Consider the following 20,157-nt stretch of genomic DNA (forward strand, 5'->3'; position numbering starts at 1 on the left):
GCTTCGAGGCGCACCCATATTTTTGCACAATCGGGCGAAAGCTGCTTGCGGATCTTTCTATGGAACTGGCGCAATCGTGGTGTGTGGCCTATAGCAGCGCAACAGCCATAAACACGCCAATCCCTGCCACCAGCCCCGCGCCCACAGATAAAAGTTGCGCCATGCGTTTGCGGTCCTGACGCGAGGTTGCGCCAGACGCGTAGTCAAAGCGCTCATAAACGATGCGCGTCATGTCAAGTCCGATGTCCAGCAGCATGTCCGAGACGGCAACCAGCATTGGCCCCGGCCCGCACATCATGGCGACAGTGCGGGATTTATCCAGCCCTTCGGTCACCTGCGCCAGCCGCTTGTGGTCAAGGTGCCCGATCTCTCCGTCGAAGCCGTCATCATCCTGCTCGCATAGCAGCATAATCTGCAAATCCAGAACGGATTGCGCCTGTTCAATTTCATCAAGGCAGGCAAAATTATCCTTCTGGCCGACAGCATAGGCCAGCCGTATGGGCCGCTTGTCTTTGCGCAGCACCAACTCGCGCAGCAAACCCATGATCGGCCCAATGCCCGCCCCGCCCGCCACCAGCACCACTGCGCAGGCGGGGTGATTGTCGAGCGAGAATTCGCCATAAGGGCCATCAATGCCAACGGGCGTGCCCGGTGCCAATGTGCCGATCTGCCCTGTGAAATCGCCCGCTTCCTTGATGATCAGGCTAAGGCCCGGCTGCGCGGGCGCGCTTGCGATGGAAAACGGATGGTCGAACAGCGGAAACCGCTTTGCGCCCACTGTCATCCAGACGAATTGTCCGGCGTCAAAGCGCAGATCGGGCGTGCCTTGTGCGGGCTGTATGTCCAACTCCCATATGCGGTCGGCGCGTTTTTCGACGGCGTGCAGCCGCCACGGGTATCTGTGCAGCGCCAGCCAGCGCCAGCCATACAGCGTGGCCATGACAAGGGCCAGCGCGCCTGCCACCGCCCACCACCACGCATGCACCGCCCCCAAAGCGCTGAACCGCCCCACTGTCACGGCATGATGCAGGCCGGTGGCGGCAGCGGTTATGGCCAGCACCACATGGCTTGCGCGCCACATCTCGTATGTCAGGGGCAGGCGTTCACGCAAGCTGGAGGTAAGCACCAGCAACGCAAGCGCTGCCAGCGAAACAACACCGCTGCGGTAATGTGGCAGCGTCACATAGGCGTGCAAGCGCAACAGGCCGCGGGCGGGGTCATCCGCCCATGTTGGCAGCACATAGAACAGCGGATGCAGCAGCAGGCCAAGCAGCACCCACCATGCGGCGATCTTGTGAAAGCCCATGATCTGATCAATCCCAAGCCGCCCCGAGACAATTCCGAACCGCCCCGATGTCACGAATTGCACCGCCATGGCCGTCAGCGCAACCAGCCCCACACCAGCCCCCAGCCGCTCCCACGGGTCCAGCGGGACAACCTGCCGCCCAAGCGCCAGCGCAAGCGGCAGCAACGCCACGGCCAGATATATCGCGGCAAGCGCCTTGCCGCCAAGCTGTCGGGTTTTCGGAATTGGGGCGGGATCGGGCTGGGCCACGCTGCTCCTTTCGGGTCTTGGATATGGTCCCTCCAATCATCGGGCGGTTTCAGAAACAGGCCATGATCTGAGTCAATGTCGCGCCAGACTGTCTGTGCGATACTTCACATCTCAATTGCCGAAAAAGGAGGAATGACCTTGGGACAGTTCCGCCTGCTGCGTCTGGTCGCGGCTCTCTTGGCGGGTGTTATGATCGCAAGTCTTGCACCGCCTGCCAGTGCCACGGACGAGTTTGACATGGAGGCGCTTGCCAAAGCCATCGATACTTGGCTGGCATCCCCACATGCAGATCACAATTCACGCTCGTTCACCTATTGGAATGAACGGGGCAGCGTGCCGGAAAACTGCGCCGCCTGCCATTCAGAGCCGGGCTTTCTGGACTATATCGGGGCCGATGGCAGCGAAGCGGGCGTGGTAAACCATCCAGCGGCAATCAATGCGGTTATCGGCTGCGCGGCGTGCCATACAGCCACAGCCCATGCGCTGGAGAGTGCTGAACTGCCTTCGGGGGTTGCTGTCCATGGTCTGGGCATGAATGCGACCTGCACGATCTGCCATTCCGGCCGCGCCTCTGGGGATGCGGTAAGGGATGCGACAGAGGGGCTGGGTGAAGATACTGTCTCGGCTGATCTGCAATTCATCAATATCCATTACGGCGTAGCTGCGGCGGTTATGCACGGGGGCGATGGCCGCGCGGGGTTCCATTACCAAGGCAAAAGCTATGCAGGACAGTTCCGGCATGTTCCGGGGGCAGATACCTGCATCGCCTGTCATGACGCCCATACCACACAGGTGCAGGAAGAAGGCTGCCTGTCCTGCCATCGCGGGGTTCAGGATGTCCGCGACATCCGCACCCGCCATCAGGATTTTGATGGCGATGGCGACAATTCCAAAGGCATCCATGCCGAAATCATCGGGCTGCAAGACCAGCTCTATACCGCGATCCAGTCCTATGCAGTGTCGGTTGCAGGCACGCCCATCGGCTATGCCAGCGGCAGGAACCCGTATTTCTTCATCGATACAGATGGCGACGGGCAGATTGACGACAGCGAAGCCGTCAGGGACAATCGTTATCAAAGCTGGACGCCCCGTCTGCTGAAGGCCGCCTATAATTATCAGGTCGTCAAGAAAGACCCCGGCGGCTATGTCCACAATCCGGCATATCTGTTGCAGCTTTTGTATGACTCCCTTGAAAGTCTGGCAGAACAGGTCGAGGTTGAGGCCCGCAGCCGCCACCGCCCTTAGGCGCAGCAAGCGGCCACATGACACGCGCACCGAAAAGGCGGCTTGGCAGGGCTTTTTGCTTTTGTCACATGCTGTGACGGCGTGGCGGTGGCGAAAACTCTGGGTGGCCCAAAGCAGCGAACCTTGCCCGCAGCAGATGTTCAGCAGCATCCGCAAGGATGCTGCCCCCACAATCGCGGATGCGTCACGGTTTATGGTGCTGATTTCTGTCCTGATGCGTTCCTATGTCGAGGATTTGCAGCGCAGGTCAGGCCGCATGCGCGGCTTGCGCTGATTGCGTGCGTGGCAGGCAGGCCACTCAATCCCGCACCGCCGCTGCAAGGGTGGTGATCCGGCCAAGGTCCACATCGCCAATGACCGAATAATCCAGCCCCGCATCTGTCCAATAGGCCATGCTGTCTTGTTCCAGACGCACAACCCGCAGCTTGTACTCGGCCTGATCCGGCGCATGCGGGGTGATAGAGACGGTTACCCGCTGCCCTTCGCCGTCGCGGTAATGAAAGATTGCCAATGGCCCGCTTTCGCTGGCCAACAACCGCGCGCTTTCCACCTCATAGCCCAAGCGCTCCAGCTTGGGGCTGTCGATCTTGCGTTGCATTTGCGCCGACATCCAGTCCAGCGCCATGTCCATCTCGTCCGGTCGAAACTCGGCCTGTTGCACAGCGGCTTGCTGACGCGCCTGATGTCCGGTCATGGTGGCAGAGACGAATTGCGGATAATCCGCCCCCGCAATTTGCGACGCGGAACCGAAAAACCCATGCGCGCCCCAACCTGCGGCAAAGATCAGCACGCTTGCCGCGATCCGGCCAAGGGCCGGCCCCAACACGAACGCGCGGCGCTTGCGCGCTTGCAATTTCGCGGCCAGTTCACGCTCCAGCGCGGCAAGACGCATATTTGCGGGCAGGTCATCTGCAGTTTGCGCCATCTGCCGGATCAGATTGTCATTATGACGCCAGCTTGCAGTGGCCGCGCGGGCCTCTGGGTCGCGGGCAAGACGGGCCTCGACCTCGGCCATCCTCTCGGGGGGCAGATGGCCATCGACATAGGCCATCAGCTCATCATCCAGACCAAGGTTTTGTTCAGATGGTGTTTCTTGGGTCATCAGATGTTTCCTTTCCGTCTCAGCACCGCCAGCTTGCCCTTGCCCAACCCCGATACGATCTGCCGCAGCGCTTCGCGCCCGCGCCCCAGCCGCGACATGAAAGTGCCCAGCGGCACATCAAGCGCGCGCGCGGCCTCGGCATAAGACATTTCGCGCAAGGCAATCAGGATGATGGGGTTGCGCTGTGCCTCTGGCAATTGATCCAGCGCTTGTAGCACCTGCTTCAATTCAAGCTGCGTATGCTGGTGGTCGGGGACCACAGGTTCAGGCAAATCCGGCGCGGCATCGCTGCGGGTTTTCAACCGGCGCAACTCGCTGATATGGGTGTTGTGCATGATCCGAAACAACCACGGGCGCAGGTTGGTGCCCGGTTGCCATGTATCGGCCTTGTCGATGGCTTTGAGCAGCGTTTCCTGCACCAGATCATCTGCCGCTGTCGCATCGCGGGTCAGAACCAGCGCATAACGGCGCAAACTGGCCGTGTGCAGTGTCACTTCAGCTTTCAGACTCACAATGCGCCCTCCGGTTTCGGTTTGTCCACATACGCGCGACACGGCGAATTCATCCCAAAAAAAATGATCTGCTTCAAAAAACTCTTTGGTGCAGGGCGGATTAAACCGCCCCTGACCGCGTTAGTAGGGGTGAAAGTGCAGCACGCGGGCGTTGCCCTGCTGCCCAGTTACAGGAGGGGTGCAATGGGCAATGACCTGATCATTCGGCCACAAGTTCCGGCCAAAAGGCCGGAAATCTCGCTTCCGGGGCTTGTCTTCGGAACACGACCGCGCGTCATCCTCAAGCGGAGTTTGTGGATGCTTGCCGCTGCTTTCGTGCTGTATTTCGGCGTGATCGGCAATTTGATGCACCGGATTGACGCCAATCTGGATTTCACGCCCCCTGCCCCCGTCGAGGGGGGTAGCCATGCCGTGAACATGGCCGAGGCGTTGATCACCCGCGAAGTGGTCACCCATCGCTGGACCGCGAATGACCCGATTTTCTTTCCCACTGCATTCCATGACAATATGCCAAATTTCCAGCGCGGCATGATGCGCGCAATCAGCCGGTTCACGCTGGAACTGGAAAACCAGATCGGGCGGTTGCGCGGATCATCCGCGATTGACAGCGATCTGGAACGCGCAAGCGGGCTGCTGCAATTCCCCACCGATGTGTGGATTTTCGATCTTGATCAATCCTTTCTGCCTGTCCAGCCTGCCGAAACACAGTATGAAGCCGCCGCCCGCGCCTTGCGGGCCTATAACACGCGGGTCGCGCGCGGATTGGCGATTTTTGAAACCCGCGCAGATGCATTGGCCATGACGGTCGAGCGGATGGCCAGCGAACTGGGGTCACGCGCCGCAATCGTAGATGAGCATGTCAGCGCCGATGGCTTCATTCTGGACACAGTTGCCGATGATATATTTTATCTGAACAAGGGCATGGCCTATGCGTCTTATCTGTTGCTGCGCGAATTGGGGCGCGATTTTGAAAATGTCATCACAGCACAGGGGTTAACGCGTGTCTGGCTTCAGGCGCTGGACAGCCTGCGCGAGGCGTCACAACAAAAACCACTTGTCGTGCTGAACAGCTCTGGCGCCAGCAGCTTTCTGGCCAATCACCTGCATCTGCAAGGGTTCTACCTCAAGCGCGCGATCCTGCAACTGGACGAAATATCGCGCGTCATTCGGGCAACGCGGTGAATGGTGTTTCCAGAAACCTGCACCCGCAAAGCATATGGCAATCGGATCGGGGTCTGACTGCCATATTTCATGTTCTGACATCTGGACTGGGCAACCCCAGCTTTGCGGGGCATGAAAAAGCCGGGCAGTATGGCCCGGCTTTTCCAACGGATGAGGGGCATTTTATTCCGCCGCAATAGCATGGCCCTCAGGCGCATCATCTGTGACCAGCGCCAACACTTCCCTACAAATCTCGGCGTCACGCTGCGCACGCAGCGCCAGATCCTCGACATCGAGCGCCAGCGTTTTATGCGACAGGCCCAGCCGGTTCAACTGCCCCTCGGACAGGCGCATCAGGGTTGCGGTGATAATGGTCATGTCACGCTCTTGCAGCCAAGCCTCATATGCATCCGGTTGGCGGTGCCGCAGCCGCCCCCAAAGGCTGATCAACCCATCCTTGCGCAGGCGCGCGCGGATAGTTTGCGGCTGGGTGGTTGAGGTCATGTTCATGGCTTCCTCCTGTTGTTGATATGCCACTAACGCCCGTGGGCGGGGTTTCATCCACAGGTCACCACTCAGTGAAGTGGGGTTTCCGACTGTCCTGCCCCGCCTTGGGCCGCGCCGGAAAAAAGTCAGTGTCGCTGTCGATTTTTTGCCTAAGCAGGGATGAAACGCCGGGCTGGGGCGTTCTTTGGCCAACAGCGCAGACAGACCCTGCGCAGCCCTGACATGGCGTGCCGGATGGAACGGACAGGCAGCCCCTTCCCCGCCCATGTCAGGGAAAAGAACGCCACCAAGGCTGCCCGGAAATAGACTGATGCGCGCGACCACTCCCTTGCGCCTGACCGCGTCTGCGCGGGTGCACTCTCTGACGCTTGCTGACGGGCAAGTTTCACCCCCGCCCGATGCGGCACAAGTCGTGCCCGCGATACGCCCCGACAACACGCCCAAGCGCCTGCATATTGTGCGGCGGTGCCTGCTATCAATGCTGGTGCTGTCGGTGCTCTGGGGCGCGTTGACAGATTGGCGGGCAGATGCGCTGGTTTTTGGCATCCCTGCTGTGGTGCTGGGCGCTGCCATTGCGTTTCTGTTTCCCCATCCGCCGCACTGGCGTTTGTCCTTACGCGGGGCGCTGGTTTTCGCGCTGTGGTTTGCAGTGCAATCGGTGCGGGGTGCTGTCGATGTCGCGCTGCGCGCGTTTGCGCCCGCAATGGGGTTGCGCCCCTGCTTTCGCCCCTATCCGCTAACCCTGCCGCAGGGCGCGCCGCGGGTCATGTTCATCAACACGATCACGCTTCTGCCCGGCACCCTATCGGCCGAGGTTATGGGCGACACGCTGATCGTCCATCTGCTGGACGCCCGCACCGATCTCGCCCCCGCGCTGGCTGATCTTGACGCCCGCATCCGCGCGTTATTCGCCCTGCCACACCCTACGGAGCATTCGATATGAACACTTTCCTGTCCCTGACCCTGATCGCATTGCTGCTGTCCATCCTTGCAGGGTTGATCCGCGTCTTTCGCGGCCCTGCGCCCGCTGAACGCATGTTGGCGGCGCAACTGTTCGGCACGGCGGCTGTCGCGATTTTGCTGGTGCTGTCGCAGCTGATGCAAATGCCCGCGCTTCTGGATGTTGCAATGGTCTTTGCGCTGCTGGCGGCTGTCACGCTGGTTGGCTTTGTGGTGCTCGCCTCTCGGGGGGTACGCTGATGCTGGAGATTGCCGCCGCTGCCTTTATCGCACTTGGCACCTTGTTTTTCGTCGCGGGCACTGTTGGCTTGCTGCGCTTTCCCGATATCTTCTGCCGGCTGCACGCGCTGACCAAGGCCGATGGGCTGGGGCTGGCGCTGATTGCCGTTGGCGTGGCGCTGCTGGCAGGCACAGCGGGGGCGGTGTTCCGCATCGCGCTGGTCTGGTTCTTTGTCGCGGTGGCCAGCGCCACTTGCGGCCATCTGATCGCCCGCTACGCGCGGCACGGGGTGCGCCATGACTGACCCGCTGGTGATCTTTGATGTGGCGCTGGCGCTGGCCATCGTGGCACTTGCGGTCGCCGCGCTCAGCGTGCGTGACCTGTTCGCCATGATCGTTTTGTTCGTGGTGTTTGGCCTGCTATCGGCGCTGGCTTGGGTGCGGCTGTCTGCCCCCGATGTGGCCTTGGCGGAAGCCGCGATTGGCGCAGGCGTGACAGGCGCGCTGCTGCTGAAAACACTTCACCACCTGCGCTATGTCTCGGGGACGCTGGGCCAGCAAGCAGCATATGGGGTAACGCCCCTAACCCCTGTGCCAATAGGTGTGACACTGGCCAATGCCATATTTTGCGGGCTGATCACATTGGGGCTGGCCGTGGCCTATCTGGGCGCACCTGCGGCCGGGCCGGGCTTCGATGCGCTGGTGGCCGAGGCGATGCCCCGGAGTGGTGTGGACCACCCTGTGACCGGCGTTTTGCTGAATTTCCGCGCCTATGACACCTTGATGGAAGTGGTCGTTCTGCTGGCCGCCGTGGTTGCCGTCTGGCAGATCGAGCGCGGGGTGTCGGACGCGCCCGCGCCTGTCTTGGGCGAGGTGTGGCAGGGCTTCGCACGCCTTGCCCTGCCCGCAACGGTCGTGGTCGGCACCTATCTGCTATGGGTGGGCGCCGAGGCACCGGGCGGCGCGTTTCAGGGCGGGGCCGTGCTGGCGGCGGTGGGGCTTTTGCTGCTGCTGACGCGGGCCTATGTGCCGCAGCCCACCCATCGCGGCATCGCGCGCGGGGCCTTCGTTCTTGGCACAGGCGTCTTTGCGCTGGTGGCGCTGCTGGTCGCAAGCGGGGGCCGCGTGGCGTTTGAATACCCGCTGGAACATGCCAAGACCCTGATTTTGTTAATCGAAGGGATGGTAACGATTTCCATCGCCGTGACGCTGGCCGCGCTGTTTCACGGGCGCGAGCCTGTCGCGCAAACCAAAGGGGGCCGCGATGACACCTGATTTGATTTATGGACTCTGTGGGGTTGCCGTCTTCGGCATCGGGCTGGTGGGCGCGCTGTGTGCACAAGACAGGCTGCGCCGCGTGCTGGCATTGAAGCTGTGCTCGGTCGGCGCGGGGTTTCTGCTGGTCGTGGGCGCATGGCGCACGCCCCCTGCCACGCCCGACCCTGTGCCACATGCGCTGGTGATCACCGGCATCGTCGTGATGGTCAGCGCAACCGCTGTGGCCCTTGCCCTGATCCGCCGCTTGCAAAGTCTGGAGGCTGACGATGAGCGTTGAACTCTCGCCCATGATCCTTGCGATTTTCCTGCCGCTGTTCGGCGCGATTGCCGCTTTCATCGCACCCCGCGCGGCGTGGTCCATCGGGCTGGCAACACTGGCCGCGACAACTGGCGCAGTAATCTGGCTTGCCCGTGATGTGTGGGCAAAGGGCGCGGTGATGCTGCCGCTTGGCGGCTGGGGCGCGCCTTTGGGCATTGACCTGCGCGCTGACGGGCTGAGCGTGGCCATGCTGGCGCTGACCAGTGCGGTGGGCTTTCTGGTCAGCATTGCCGCGCTGGACAGCCTGAAGGATGCGGCGCGCCAGCGGCAGTATTTCTGGCCGCTGTGGCTTTTGCTGCTGACAGGTATGAATGGCGTGTATCTGAGCACCGATCTTTTCAACCTTTATGTCATGATCGAGGTAATCGCGCTGGCCGCTGTGGGCCTGACGGTCCTGAACGGGACGCGGGACGCGTTGCGCGCGGGGCTTGAATATATGTATGCCTCGATCCTGGGCGCGCTTTTGTTCCTGATGGGGGTGGGGTTCGTCTATCTGCACCTTGGACGGCTGGATTTCGCGGGGCTGGCGGGCGCCGAGGTGTCGGGTTCGCTGATTGCCGCTATGGCACTGATGTTTGTGGGGCTGGCGCTGAAGATCGCGCTGTTCCCGCTGCATTTCTGGCTGCCTGCGGCGCATGCCAACGCGACCGCGCCCGCAAGTGCGCTGCTGTCGGGACTGGTGGTGAAAGCAGCCCTCTATATTGTGCTGCGGCTGGCGCAATATATGCCGTTCCCGTCGGAAACCCTGCTGACATTGGTGGGGCTGATGGGCGCGGGTGCTGTGATCTGGGGCGGCATTCAGGCATTGCGGGCCGAACGGCTGAAACTGCTGGTCGCATGGTCCACTGTCGCGCAGATCGGGCTGATTTTTGTCGCCTTCGCGCGCGCGGGCGAGATGGGCTTGACCGAAAGCTGGAAGGCCGCCGCACTGCTCATCCTTGCACATGGCGTGGCCAAGGCTGCGATGTTTCTGGCCGCAGGGCGGATCAAGGACGAGATCGGCCATGACGTGATCCGCGATCTGGACCGCGCGCCCATCCGGCCCACACTGGCGCAATTCACCTTCGCGCTGGCCGCGATCAGTCTGATCGGGTTGCCGCCGTCCTTGGGCTTCATTGGCAAATGGTCCTTGATGGAAGGGGCCATGGCAGCGGGCTATTGGCATTGGGTGGCCGTCACAATGGCCGGCACGCTGCTGTCAGTGGCCTATTTCAGCCGCGTGCTGACAGCATTTCTGCGCTTTGACCGCGTGCGCGCGCCCGTGGGCGAGCATCAGGGCTGGGCCTTGGCCGATGCAGCGCCCCTGACACTGGCGCTTGCCGCCATCGGCCTTGGGCTGATGGCCGCGCCCCTGCTGAGTTTCATCGAAATCGGTTATCCTTTCGGAGTGGCACAATGACGGATGCCCCCCTTCTTCCCCTGTTCATTCTGCTGACCTCGCTTCTGGCTTCCCCTGTTCTATTCGCCCTGCCAGAGCGCGCGGCGCGGCTGCGCACGGCCATCAACCTTGGCATGGCGGGGGTGAAACTGGCCTTGGTGGCATGGCTGAGCCTGAAGGTTGCGCAAGGCGTAATTTATGATCTGCGCTTCGAGGTTCTGCCGGGGCTGGAGTTCAAACTGCAGGCCGATCCGCTGGCGATCCTGTTCATTGCGCTTTCGGCGGTGCTGTGGCTGATCACTACAGTCTATTCCGTAGGCTATCTGGAACATGGCCCCCATCGCGCGCGGTTCTTCGGGTTCTTCAGCCTATGCGTGGCCGCAACTGTGGGCATTGCCATGTCGGGCAACCTGTTCACCTTTTTGCTGTTCTATGAGTTGCTGACGCTGGCGACTTACCCGCTGGTCATCCATCGCGGCAATGCCGAGGCGTTGCGCGCAGGGCGCATTTACCTGATTTACACACTGGCAGGCGGGCTGGTGCTGCTTTTGGGCACACTGGGCCTGTGGGTGCTGGCTGGCACCACGGATTTCGTGCCCGGTGGCGTTCTGGCCGATGTGGTGGCGCAAAACCCGCGCGCGGCGCAGGCGCTGTTCGTAGTGCTGATCGGCGCGCTGGGGGTCAAGGCCGCGCTGGTTCCCTTCCACGCATGGTTGCCAATAGCGATGGTGGCCCCTGCGCCGGTCTCGGCGCTGCTGCATGCGGTGGCCGTGGTGAAAGCGGGTGCGTTCGGGATCATGCGCGTGGTCTATGAGGTATTCGGGATTGAAACCGCGCAGGCTTTGGGCGTGACCGCGCCATTGGCGATGCTGGCGGCAGTCACGATCCTCTATGGCTCGCTGCGCGCGATCACGCAGGATGACATCAAGAAGCGGCTGGCCTATTCGACCGTGTCACAGGTCAGCTACATCACGCTGGGCGTGGCGCTGGCCAGCCCCATCGCCGCTGTGGGCGCGCTCGCGCATCTGATCCATCAGGGGTTGATGAAAATCACCATGTTCATGGCCGCAGGCAATCTGGCCGAGGGGCTGGGGGTCAAGCGCGTCAGCCAGATGGACGGGGTGGGCCGCGCGATGCCCGGCACGATGCTGGCCTTTACCCTTGCCGCACTTGCCATGATCGGGCTGCCGCCTTTGGCTGGCTTTGTCAGCAAATGGTATCTGGCCCAAGGCGGGCTTGCGGCAGGGCAGGCTTGGGTAATTGCGCTGCTGCTGGGGTCCAGCCTGCTGAATGCGATCTATTTCCTGCCCATGCTGCACCGCGCATGGTTCCGCGACGCCGCCCCAGAGGGGGCAGGCGCACCGGGCCGCCCGCGCATTGGCTGGATGCTGGCCGCGCCGCCGGTCACCACAGCGGTGCTGGTGCTGGTCGCGGGGGGCTTTGCCAATGCGCCTTTCAGCCCGCTGGAATGGACGCGCTTCATCGTCGCCATCGAGTATCAGGAGTAAGCCTATGTCCCTTTTTCCCTTCCTGACAGCATTTGGACTGCCCATGGTGCTGGCCCTGTCGCTGACAGTGCCGCAGGGGCGCGCTTTGGTCTGGCGGATGATCCCCTTTGCCCCTTTGCCCGCGCTGGCGCTGGCGCTGCTGGCCGAGTTGCCATTGAACGCGCAGGCCGACTGGCTGATCTTGGGCCTGCATCTGGGCCTGAATGACGTGTCGCGCCTGTTCGTGATTTTCACCGGCCTGTTATGGTGCGCGGCAGGGGCCAGCGCGCGCCACTGGATGCGCGACGACCCGCGCGCCACCAGCTTCGGGGTTATGTTCCTATTGGCGCAGACCGGCAATCTGGGGCTGCTGCTGGCGCAGGACGCGCTAAGCTTCTACGCCTTCTTCGCGCTGATGAGCTTTGCATCTTACGGGCTGGTTTTGCACAACCGCGAGGCGCAGGCGCAAGGGGCGGCGCGGCTCTATATCAGCTTCGTCATACTGGGAGAGTTGGCGCTGTTTGCAGGGCTGGCGCTGGGCGCAGCGCAGGCGGGGTCGTTCCTGCTGGCCGATCTGCGCGGGACCGAGCTGCCGGACATGGCGGTGTCGCTGCTGATTGTCGGCTTTGGCGTCAAGCTGGGCATCATGCCGCTGCATTTCTGGTTGCCGCCTGCGCATGGCGCCGCCCCTGTGCCCGCCAGCGCTGTGCTGTCGGGGGCGATGATCAAGGCAGGGCTGTTTGGCATGATGGCAGTTTTGCCGCTGGGGAACGTGGCCTATGCCGATCACGGCACCGTGCTGATGGCGGCAGGCATGGTCACGATATTTGCCGCGCTCTTGCTTGGGGTACAGCAATCCAACCCCAAGGCCACTCTCGGATATTCCAGCGTCAGCCAGATGGGGATTATGGCGCTGGGCTTGGGTGCGGGGCTGATGGTGCCCGCAGCATGGGCCGCTATTCTGCCTGTGCTGGTGTTTCTGGCCGCGCATCACGCACTGGCCAAAGGGGCCTTGTTTCTGGGCACAGGGGCCTTTGCGGCGCAAAGCGGGTTTGCAGGGAAGCTGGCAGTCACACTGGCGCTGCTTTTGCCTGCATGCGTGCTGGCGGGGGTGCCTGCCAGTTCAGGCAGCTTGGGCAAAGAGGCGCTGAAAGCCGCCCTTGCGGCGGGGTCATCGGTCTGGCTGCCGTGGCTGCGTGTGGCTTTGACCTTGTCAGGCGTGGCAACCACCCTGCTGATGGCGCGCTATGTTGCGCTGCTCTGGCTGCACCCGCCCAAAACACCACACCCGATCACGCCAGAGGGGGTCTTGCTGCCATTCCTTGCGCTGGCGGCTGCGTCGCTGGGCCTGCCCCTTGTCTGGCCCCTTCTGGCCCAAACACTTGCCAGCCCGATCCTTGAGGGGGCGTCAGGTGCCTTCTGGCCTGTGGCGTTGGGTGGGGCGCTGGCCTCTGGCGTGGCGGTTTATGCCTATGCGCAGCGGATCGGCCCCGCGCTATTTGTTTCACATCTGACCGCGCCATTTCGGGCGTTTGGCGCAAGGGTGGGCAGCATCATGACGGCCAGACGCCGCGCGGCGCGCAGGCTGGGCCATGCTGTGCCAAAAGCGCTGGGCAGCACAGCCACCAGCTGGCGGTTGGGCCAGACCGCGATTGCAGGGCTAATCGCGCTGACGCTAACGGTCGAGATGCGCGCAAGCCTGCATCTCGAGGCGGCCATCCCCCCTGCCCCGCAGCAAGGCCAACCGTCAAGCCAAGCGCCATGATGCCCCGCTGGGGTACGAGCACAAGGCGCAGTTCCCGACGGTTCCGGCCACAGCCAAGGCGCGCGGGCATCCCCCTTTGCGCGCTTTGGCCCTTGTCAGTCTGCGCCGCGCGCGGGAATGACAGTGCCCTCTTTGGGATTGATGATGCGCTGGATCAAGAAGATTGCGACCGCGCTGCCCACGCCTACCACATCGGTGACAAGCCCCCCCTCGATCATGAACAGCGCCGCAAGGATCAGCGCCACGCGCAAGAACCAGACCGGACGCCTGCCCATGAACCAGCCCTGTACACCCGCTGAAAGCAGGAACACCCCGAAGGTCGCTGTCGTTGCGGCTTGGGTCACTTCAACCCATGTGCCATCCATCAGCAGCGCCGAATTGTAAAAGAACATGAACGGCACGATGAAGGCCGCGATCCCGATCTTGAAGGATGCAACCGAAGTTTCCATCGGGTTTGACCCGGAAATCCCCGCCGCAGCATAACTTGCCAGTGCCACAGGCGGCGTGATGGCCGACACCACCGCAAAGTAGAACACAAAGAAATGTGCCGTCAAAAGCGGGATGCCCAGATTGACAAGCCCCGGCGCAACCACAGCGGCGGCCACCGCATAGGCCGCAGTCGTGGGCATGCCCATACCAAGCATGATGGCGATGCACATGGCAAAGAACAGCGCCAGCAGCTGGCTGACGCCCGCAAGGTCAAGCAGCAGGTTCGAGAAGCGCGCGCCCACCCCTGTCAGCGAGATGACGCCCACGATAATGCCTGCCGCCGCACAGACCGCGATGATCTGGATCGACATGATGCCCGCAATCTCGAACGCCTTGATGATGGCGCGCAGCCCCATGCGATGCGGGGTCAGCCAACTGACCACGGCTGCCGCAACTGTCGCCAAGGTGCCTGCCCTGATAACGGAATAGCCCATGAACAGCGCGACAATCAGAATGATGATCGGGATGAACAGATAGACCTGCCGGATAAGGCGCGCAATTTTGGGCAGTTCATCTTCGCGCATTCCGCGCATACCCAGTTTCGCGGCCTCGAAATCGACCATGAAATAGATCGACACGAAATATAGGATCGCAGGGATGATCGCGGCGGCGGCGATTTCGGTGTAGGGAATGCCCGTCACCTCGGCCATGATGAACGCACCCGCCCCCATGATGGGCGGCATGATCTGCCCGCCTGTCGAGGCAGCCGCCTCGACCGCGCCTGCGGTCTTTTTCTCGTAGCCCACCTTTTTCATCAGCGGAATGGTCAGCGACCCTGTCGCAACCACATTGCCCGCCGATGTGCCATTGATCATGCCCATCAGGCCGCTGGCAAAAATCGCAACCTTGGCAGGCCCGCCGCGCGCGCGCCCTGCCATGGCAAAGGCGAAATTGACGAAATAATCACCCACTTTGGACGCCTGCAAGAAGGCCGCAAAGATGATGAACAGAATGATATAGGTCGAGGATACCGATGTCGTGGTGCCCAATATCCCCACATCTGAATAGACAGTGCCGAAAAAGCGCTGCCATGTATAGGGCTGGGCCACGCGCAGGATCGAGGGCAGAAGATGCGCCGTAAACGTATAGGCAAGGAAAATGCCCGCAATCACCACAAGCGCCATGCCCGCGACACGGCGTGTCAGTTCCAGAATAAGCGCAGTGCCAGCGGTTGCGGCAAAGGCCACGCCAATGGGCACTTGCGGCGTGCCAACGGCGTTGCGCGCCGCTGTGCCATAGATCGGGATCAGATACATCGCCACAATAACGGCACACAGCCCCAGCACGATGTCAGAGGCGCTGAACTCGGCGCGGTCGCGCCGCTCGAACCAGCCGGTCACGATGGCCCCGAAGGTGGCAACCAGAAGCGGCAGGCCGAACCACCAGATTTCACGCGCGTACACCCAGTCATAGATAGCGAAATTCTCGGGGATGTCGCGCATCGACATCCACAAAACCCTGCCCCCCATCTCCATCACCTGCCCCGAATTCAGAAACTGGATGATGGACAAAGTGGTGGCACCTGCGACCAGTGCAGGAATGGCAAGGAATGCCGCGATAAGGGTGACGGTGCGGTTTTGGCGCACGACCGCGCCCGCCGATGCAAAATTATGCGGCGCAAACATCAGAAAACCCAGCACCAGCGCGCCCGCGATGTGGACTGTGCGAAAGTTCCACGGCTCCATCGGCAGGGTGGGCAGGAAGGGGAAGCGGGCAGACCATGTGGCCTTGACCTCGCGGGCGGTGCGGCGCAGATCTGCTGCCCGTTCGCGGCGCTCTGAAATCTCGGCGGCGAGCGCGCGAATTTCGTCGCCATTGGGGGCAGTGGCCGCAGTTTCTTCGGCCAGCGCAAGCAGGCGGCGCATGCTGGTGCCGGTGAACCCTTCGGCGGCGGGGCCGGTCGCTGTCAGCAACGCGTCAAAGCCTTGCTGCGCCTGACGTTCCTGCCAGTTGGCCTGAATCGACCAAGGGGATGCAATGGTACCGCTGATCGACAGTCCATTCAGCGCCGCCATATGGAAAGCGGCATACAGAAAGGCAAGCGCGGCGATAACTGTGTAGGCGCGGCCCGCAAACAGGCGGCGGTTGCCCTCGACAGGCTCTTCATCGACGCCTTCTGCAATCACCAACTCTTCGGTCTGGTCAGGATCGGAATTCTTGCGACCGGGAAGGGCGGCGTGGCTGGTCTGGTCTGTCATGACTGCGTTTCCATCTGTTATCCCCCGCCAAGGGCGCAGATTTGCCCATATTCGGGATAAGGCCGAAGGCGCTGCACCGCCTGTTGCGATGCAGCGCCCCTGTTGTTCGGACAAGGGGGCGACATTGCGCCCCCCGACACTTTTAGCCGCCGTGGATCATGTCAGCGCCGATTTCCGCGCCAGCATTCTCGATGAACCAGCGCGCCGCGCCGGGGTGCCACATCAGCGAGGTGTTCTTGTCCCAATGCTCGGGCAGGGTTTCCGAAGCCGAAGAGTGGATGTTCACCATACGCGCATTGTCGGACATGATGATGTCGGTGACCGCATAGACGAAGCTTTCGGGCAGGTCGCAATTTGCGATGGCAAAGTTCCACATCGCAACCGAGCGCGCGGGCGCGGTCAGGGTGCTGTAGGTTTCGACAGGAATATCGAACGCCGCGACAGGGAATTGCGCGATGATCGTTGCCTGCTCTTCTTCGGTGAACTCGATGATGTTCACGTCGGTCTGAACTTCAAGCTGCGACACTGTCGGAATGGGCACACCGGCTGCAAAGGCGATAACGTCCAGCAACCCGTCCTGCAACTGGCCGCCCAGATCATCCCACCCGCCATTGCGGCGCTCGAATTCCACGCCAAGCGCTTCCAGCATCAATGGGAAATAGGTGTCAGAGCTGGACCCTGCGGGGCCAAAACCGATGCGTGCGCCCGCTGGGATATCTGCGATATCTTCAATCCCTGTCGAGGACAGCACTGTCACCGAGAAAGGCGTCTGGTACATGGGGAACATCGCGCAGGCATTGGTCATTTGCAGACCGGGCGCGATCGGGTTGGTGCCTGCCAGCGATTCCGCCGCAGGGCCCATCGTTGTCAGGCCGAACTGTGCCTCGCCGGTGTGCACCAGCGACATGTTCTGCATGGGGCCGCCAGTGACTTCTGCGCCGCCGGAAATGCCCAGCTCGTCCGCGACAAGATTTGCCCATCCGGCACCATAGACGAAGAAGGTACCGCCCTGCGAGGCTGTGCCTACAGTGAAGCTAGAGGGCCAGCCTGCGCGGTCGTCTTGGGCAAAGGCCGCAGTCGCGGTCAGCGCAGTTGTGGCCGCAAGTGCGGCGATCCGGGTAAAAGTCATCTTGTCACTCCCTGTTGGATTATTGAAGCGGCCGGTCAAAGCCAAACCGCAGAGGACTGGTTCTGTATGCTGGAACCGGAAATTCAAGCGAAAAATTACATGTTTGCGCTAACCTTTTCGCCCCTTAATTCTAAAGAGAGCACGCACCCCATTTCGGGGTCTGATCCATGCCAATGCCCCCCACAACCGCGCGCGAACGCGGTTGTGTCGCAGGTTTTCACCGCATGGCCAAAGACCAACCCAAGCCCTGCGGTTTGTGCATTCAGGCGCAGGGCAGCGCCGGAAAATGCCGCGTGCCTTTTAGCGCTATATCCCACAAGCGCAGCACGCGACATTCGGCACGCGTCAGACGGTCAGGACCGAGCTGCCGGTTGTTGTGCGCGCTTCCATCTGGCGATGCGCTTCTGCCACATCCTCCAGCGCGAATTCCTGCCCGATGCGGATTTTGACCTTGCCACTCTCCACCATCTCGAACAGATGCGCCGCCATGCTTTGGCACTTTTCCTGCTGCGCGATATGCATGAACAGCGTGGGCCGTGTCAGTTGCAAGCACCCTTTCGCGCCCAGAATGCCCAGATCGAACGGGGGCACCTTGCCGGAGGCATTGCCAAAGCTGATCATCATGCCGACAGGGCGCAAACAATCAAGCGACCCCTCGAACGTGGCCTTGCCGATGGAGTCCATCACAGCATCAACCCCGCGCCCATCTGTCAGATCGCGCACACGGGCCACGAAATCCTCGCGCTCGTAATTGATGACCTCTGCCGCGCCATATTCGCGGGCAAGGGCGCATTTCTCGTCCGTGCCTGCGGTGCCGATCAGCCGGATACCCAGCGCGCGCGCCCATTGGCACGCAATCAGCCCAACACCCCCTGCCGCGGCATGGAACAGCACAGTGTCACCGGCCTTTAGGGGAACCGTGCGGTTGAACAGATATTCGACTGTCAGCCCTTGCAACATCATCGCGGCACCCGTGCGAAAGTCGATACTGTCGGGCAAGCGGCAGACCTGCGCGGCCTTCATCACCCGTGCATCACAATACGCACCGGGGGGGGCCGCAGCATAGGCCACGCGGTCCCCCGCCGCCAGATGTGTCACCCCCTCGCCCACAGCCTCGACAATACCGGCCCCTTCCATACCAAGCGCGTGCGGCAATGGCAGCGGGTAGACGCCAGAGCGCTGATAGATGTCGATAAAGTTCAACCCGCAGGCATGGTGCCTGATGCGCACCTCGCCCGGCCCCGGATCGCCAACAGGACGCTGGACGAGTTTCATCACCTCTGGCCCGCCGGGTGCTTCAAAAATAACGGTTCTCGCGGTGCTCACTGGGCTGTCTCCTTGAACTTGGTTTCATATTGTTTGCGCAGCGCGGCTTTCTGCACTTTGCCCATGGTGTTGCGGGGCAGTTCCGGCAAGACAATATAGGCTTTGGGTTGCTTGTAGCGCGCCAGCTTGTCGCGCAATGCCTGTTCTATCTGCGCGATATCTGGCGCATGCCCGTTTGCCGCCAGAACAGCAACCACCGCCTCGCCGAAATCGGGGTGCGGCAGGCCGATGACGGCACTTTCCAGCACATGGGGCATGTCATCCAGCACCAGTTCGACTTCCTTGGGGTAAACGTTATACCCGCCCGAGATGATCAGATCCTTGGCGCGGCCCACAATGTTGACGTAGCCCTGATCGTCGATCAGCCCCAGATCACCCGTCATGAAAAACCCGTCTTCGCGGAATTCTGCGGCGGTTTTCTCGGGCATTTGCCAATAGCCTTTGAATACATTCGGGCCGCGCACTTCGATCATGCCGGTTTCACCCTGCGCCAGCTCTGCCCCTGTGTCGGGGTCGGCAATGCGCAACTCTACCCCCGGCAGGGGCTTGCCGACTGTGCCCGCGCGGCGCGCGCCCTCATAGGGGTTCGATGTCAGCATATTGGTTTCGGTCATGCCGTAGCGTTCCAGAATTGCATGCCCTGTGCGGTCGGACCATGCCACATGTGTTTCCGACAAAAGCGGGGCAGAACCGGACACGAACAGGCGCATATGGCCCACCGTCTCGCGGCTTAGGCGCGGGTCGTCCAGCAGGCGGGTATAGAAGGTCGGCACACCCATCATCGTTGTCGCTTGGGGAAGAAAGGCGAAGACCTGTTCAATGTCGAATTTCGGCAGAAAGATCATGCGCGCACGCGCCAGCAGCACCACATTGCTGGCCACGAACAGGCCATGCGTGTGAAAAATCGGCAGCGCATGCAACAGCACGTCATCGGGGGTGAATTGCCACAGATCCACCAGCGCTTGCGCATTGGACAGCAGGTTGCGCTGGGTCAGCATCGCCCCCTTGGACCGCCCCGTGGTGCCGGAAGTATACAGCAACGCAGTCAGATCATCTTCGGTGCGCGGCACTGCCGTAAAACTGTCGGCACAGCCTTCGGCGATGGCATCGAAACTGCCCCCCTCGCCCAATGTTTCCAGCCGCACGCCAAGTTTTGCCGCCAAAGGTGCCAGTGCCGCAGCCTGCGCGGGGTCCACCAGCAACAGCGTCGCCCCGCAATCGGCGACGAAATATTCCAGCTCTTGCGCTGTATAGGCGGTGTTCAAGGGCAGAAAGACTGCGCCCGCTGTCACCGCAGCCCCGTAGACGGCCAGCATATGGGGGCTTTTCGTGGCCTGAACGACCACGCGCGCGCCTGCGCTGACGCCTGCCACGCCAAGCGCATTGGCATAGCGCCCAACCCTGCGATGAAACGCGTCCCCGCTTAGCGTTGTTCCGTCTTCCAGATACAGAAATGGAAGATCAGATCCCGCAAGAGGCGCAAATAACGCGTCATAAAGGGGGTTTTCCATCAAACAAAACTCCTTC

At 61.8% G+C, this 20,157-nt stretch carries 19 protein-coding genes; 11 read left to right on the forward strand and 8 right to left on the reverse strand.

What is annotated here, in order from left to right; genetic code table 11:
- Positions 1–88 precede the first annotated feature (88 nt).
- Entirely contained in the window at positions 89–1,555 is a 1,467-nt protein-coding gene (locus BG455_RS08225) for a ferredoxin reductase family protein (protein ID WP_071469508.1), read from the reverse strand.
- Positions 1,556–1,687: 132 nt separating this feature from the next.
- Between BG455_RS08225 and BG455_RS08230 the strand changes: the two genes are divergently transcribed.
- Positions 1,688–2,800, forward strand: coding sequence for a polyheme membrane-associated cytochrome C (locus BG455_RS08230; protein WP_071469509.1), 1,113 nt, complete (start codon positions 1,688–1,690; stop codon positions 2,798–2,800).
- A gap of 136 nt (positions 2,801–2,936) precedes the next feature.
- Positions 2,937–3,074: a hypothetical protein gene (locus BG455_RS17300; protein ID WP_170124776.1), complete on the forward strand. Its 138-nt coding sequence runs from the start codon at positions 2,937–2,939 to the stop codon at positions 3,072–3,074.
- Between the two features lie 24 nt (positions 3,075–3,098).
- Here the strand turns inward: BG455_RS17300 and BG455_RS08240 are convergent, their stop codons facing one another.
- Together BG455_RS08240 and BG455_RS08245 are read right to left on the reverse strand one after the other, a co-directional pair.
- Positions 3,099–3,902: an anti-sigma factor family protein gene (locus BG455_RS08240; RefSeq protein ID WP_071469511.1), complete on the reverse strand. Its 804-nt coding sequence runs from the start codon at positions 3,900–3,902 to the stop codon at positions 3,099–3,101.
- Positions 3,902–4,414, reverse strand: coding sequence for a sigma-70 family RNA polymerase sigma factor (locus BG455_RS08245; protein WP_071469512.1), 513 nt, complete (start codon positions 4,412–4,414; stop codon positions 3,902–3,904). The genes BG455_RS08240 and BG455_RS08245 overlap by 1 nt, the downstream gene beginning before the upstream one ends.
- 183 nt (positions 4,415–4,597) lie before the next feature.
- On the opposite strand from BG455_RS08245, the gene BG455_RS08250 reads away from it, so the two are divergent.
- Entirely contained in the window at positions 4,598–5,596 is a 999-nt protein-coding gene (locus BG455_RS08250) for a DUF2333 family protein (protein WP_071469513.1), read from the forward strand.
- A gap of 162 nt (positions 5,597–5,758) precedes the next feature.
- On the opposite strand, the gene BG455_RS08255 is transcribed toward BG455_RS08250, so the two are convergent.
- Positions 5,759–6,085, reverse strand: coding sequence for a hypothetical protein (locus BG455_RS08255; protein WP_071469514.1), 327 nt, complete (start codon positions 6,083–6,085; stop codon positions 5,759–5,761).
- A gap of 307 nt (positions 6,086–6,392) precedes the next feature.
- Here BG455_RS08255 and BG455_RS08260 point away from each other — a divergent pair, with 307 nt between their 5' ends.
- The 8 genes from BG455_RS08260 to BG455_RS08295 are packed head-to-tail and all read left to right on the forward strand — an operon-like array spanning position 6,393 to position 13,488.
- Positions 6,393–7,025, forward strand: coding sequence for a Na+/H+ antiporter subunit E (locus tag BG455_RS08260; RefSeq protein WP_170124775.1), 633 nt, complete (start codon positions 6,393–6,395; stop codon positions 7,023–7,025).
- Positions 7,022–7,282, forward strand: coding sequence for an MrpF/PhaF family protein (locus BG455_RS08265; RefSeq protein ID WP_071469515.1), 261 nt, complete (start codon positions 7,022–7,024; stop codon positions 7,280–7,282). Before BG455_RS08260 ends, BG455_RS08265 begins: the two co-directional genes overlap by 4 nt.
- Positions 7,282–7,566, forward strand: coding sequence for a cation:proton antiporter (locus tag BG455_RS08270; protein WP_071469516.1), 285 nt, complete (start codon positions 7,282–7,284; stop codon positions 7,564–7,566). The genes BG455_RS08265 and BG455_RS08270 overlap by 1 nt, the downstream gene beginning before the upstream one ends.
- A complete protein-coding gene (locus BG455_RS08275; RefSeq protein WP_071469517.1) occupies positions 7,559–8,536 on the forward strand; it encodes a hydrogenase subunit MbhD domain-containing protein in 978 nt (325 codons plus the stop codon). The genes BG455_RS08270 and BG455_RS08275 overlap by 8 nt, the downstream gene beginning before the upstream one ends.
- Positions 8,526–8,816: an NADH-quinone oxidoreductase subunit K gene (locus BG455_RS08280; protein ID WP_071469518.1), complete on the forward strand. Its 291-nt coding sequence runs from the start codon at positions 8,526–8,528 to the stop codon at positions 8,814–8,816. Before BG455_RS08275 ends, BG455_RS08280 begins: the two co-directional genes overlap by 11 nt.
- Positions 8,806–10,257, forward strand: coding sequence for a complex I subunit 5 family protein (locus BG455_RS08285; RefSeq protein ID WP_071469519.1), 1,452 nt, complete (start codon positions 8,806–8,808; stop codon positions 10,255–10,257). The genes BG455_RS08280 and BG455_RS08285 overlap by 11 nt, the downstream gene beginning before the upstream one ends.
- Entirely contained in the window at positions 10,254–11,744 is a 1,491-nt protein-coding gene (locus BG455_RS08290; RefSeq protein ID WP_071469520.1) for a complex I subunit 5 family protein, read from the forward strand. Before BG455_RS08285 ends, BG455_RS08290 begins: the two co-directional genes overlap by 4 nt.
- Before the next feature lie 4 nt (positions 11,745–11,748).
- Positions 11,749–13,488, forward strand: coding sequence for a complex I subunit 5 family protein (locus tag BG455_RS08295; protein WP_071469521.1), 1,740 nt, complete (start codon positions 11,749–11,751; stop codon positions 13,486–13,488).
- Positions 13,489–13,583: 95 nt separating this feature from the next.
- On the opposite strand, the gene BG455_RS08300 is transcribed toward BG455_RS08295, so the two are convergent.
- The 4 genes from BG455_RS08300 to BG455_RS08320 form a co-directional block, all read right to left on the reverse strand.
- Positions 13,584–16,175, reverse strand: coding sequence for a TRAP transporter permease (locus tag BG455_RS08300; RefSeq protein WP_071469522.1), 2,592 nt, complete (start codon positions 16,173–16,175; stop codon positions 13,584–13,586).
- Positions 16,176–16,317: 142 nt separating this feature from the next.
- The gene (locus BG455_RS08305) at positions 16,318–17,304 is read right to left on the reverse strand and encodes a TAXI family TRAP transporter solute-binding subunit (RefSeq protein ID WP_071469523.1); all 987 of its coding nucleotides are present in this window, start codon (positions 17,302–17,304) and stop codon (positions 16,318–16,320) included.
- 345 nt (positions 17,305–17,649) lie between these two features.
- Complete coding sequence (locus tag BG455_RS08315; protein WP_084386205.1) at positions 17,650–18,630, reverse strand: quinone oxidoreductase family protein; 981 nt, start codon at positions 18,628–18,630, stop codon at positions 17,650–17,652.
- Positions 18,627–20,141, reverse strand: coding sequence for a malonate--CoA ligase (locus tag BG455_RS08320; protein WP_071469525.1), 1,515 nt, complete (start codon positions 20,139–20,141; stop codon positions 18,627–18,629). The genes BG455_RS08315 and BG455_RS08320 overlap by 4 nt, the downstream gene beginning before the upstream one ends.
- Between the last annotated feature and the right edge of the window lie 16 nt (positions 20,142–20,157).

The sequence above is a fragment of the Roseinatronobacter thiooxidans genome (assembly GCF_001870675.1).
GTDB lineage: Bacteria > Pseudomonadota > Alphaproteobacteria > Rhodobacterales > Rhodobacteraceae > Roseinatronobacter > Roseinatronobacter thiooxidans.

Coding starts and splice junctions, on each gene's coding strand:
- BG455_RS08230 (WP_071469509.1), top strand. CDS start 1,688: ATGACCTTGGGACAGTTCCGCCTGCTGCGTCTGGTCGCGGCTCTCTTG.
- BG455_RS17300 (WP_170124776.1), top strand. CDS start 2,937: ATGTTCAGCAGCATCCGCAAGGATGCTGCCCCCACAATCGCGGATGCG.
- BG455_RS08240 (WP_071469511.1), bottom strand. CDS start 3,902: ATGACCCAAGAAACACCATCTGAACAAAACCTTGGTCTGGATGATGAG.
- BG455_RS08250 (WP_071469513.1), top strand. CDS start 4,598: ATGGGCAATGACCTGATCATTCGGCCACAAGTTCCGGCCAAAAGGCCG.
- BG455_RS08255 (WP_071469514.1), bottom strand. CDS start 6,085: ATGAACATGACCTCAACCACCCAGCCGCAAACTATCCGCGCGCGCCTG.
- BG455_RS08260 (WP_170124775.1), top strand. CDS start 6,393: ATGCGCGCGACCACTCCCTTGCGCCTGACCGCGTCTGCGCGGGTGCAC.
- BG455_RS08265 (WP_071469515.1), top strand. CDS start 7,022: ATGAACACTTTCCTGTCCCTGACCCTGATCGCATTGCTGCTGTCCATC.
- BG455_RS08270 (WP_071469516.1), top strand. CDS start 7,282: ATGCTGGAGATTGCCGCCGCTGCCTTTATCGCACTTGGCACCTTGTTT.
- BG455_RS08275 (WP_071469517.1), top strand. CDS start 7,559: ATGACTGACCCGCTGGTGATCTTTGATGTGGCGCTGGCGCTGGCCATC.
- BG455_RS08280 (WP_071469518.1), top strand. CDS start 8,526: ATGACACCTGATTTGATTTATGGACTCTGTGGGGTTGCCGTCTTCGGC.
- BG455_RS08285 (WP_071469519.1), top strand. CDS start 8,806: ATGAGCGTTGAACTCTCGCCCATGATCCTTGCGATTTTCCTGCCGCTG.
- BG455_RS08290 (WP_071469520.1), top strand. CDS start 10,254: ATGACGGATGCCCCCCTTCTTCCCCTGTTCATTCTGCTGACCTCGCTT.
- BG455_RS08295 (WP_071469521.1), top strand. CDS start 11,749: ATGTCCCTTTTTCCCTTCCTGACAGCATTTGGACTGCCCATGGTGCTG.
- BG455_RS08300 (WP_071469522.1), bottom strand. CDS start 16,175: ATGACAGACCAGACCAGCCACGCCGCCCTTCCCGGTCGCAAGAATTCC.
- BG455_RS08305 (WP_071469523.1), bottom strand. CDS start 17,304: ATGACTTTTACCCGGATCGCCGCACTTGCGGCCACAACTGCGCTGACC.
- BG455_RS08320 (WP_071469525.1), bottom strand. CDS start 20,141: ATGGAAAACCCCCTTTATGACGCGTTATTTGCGCCTCTTGCGGGATCT.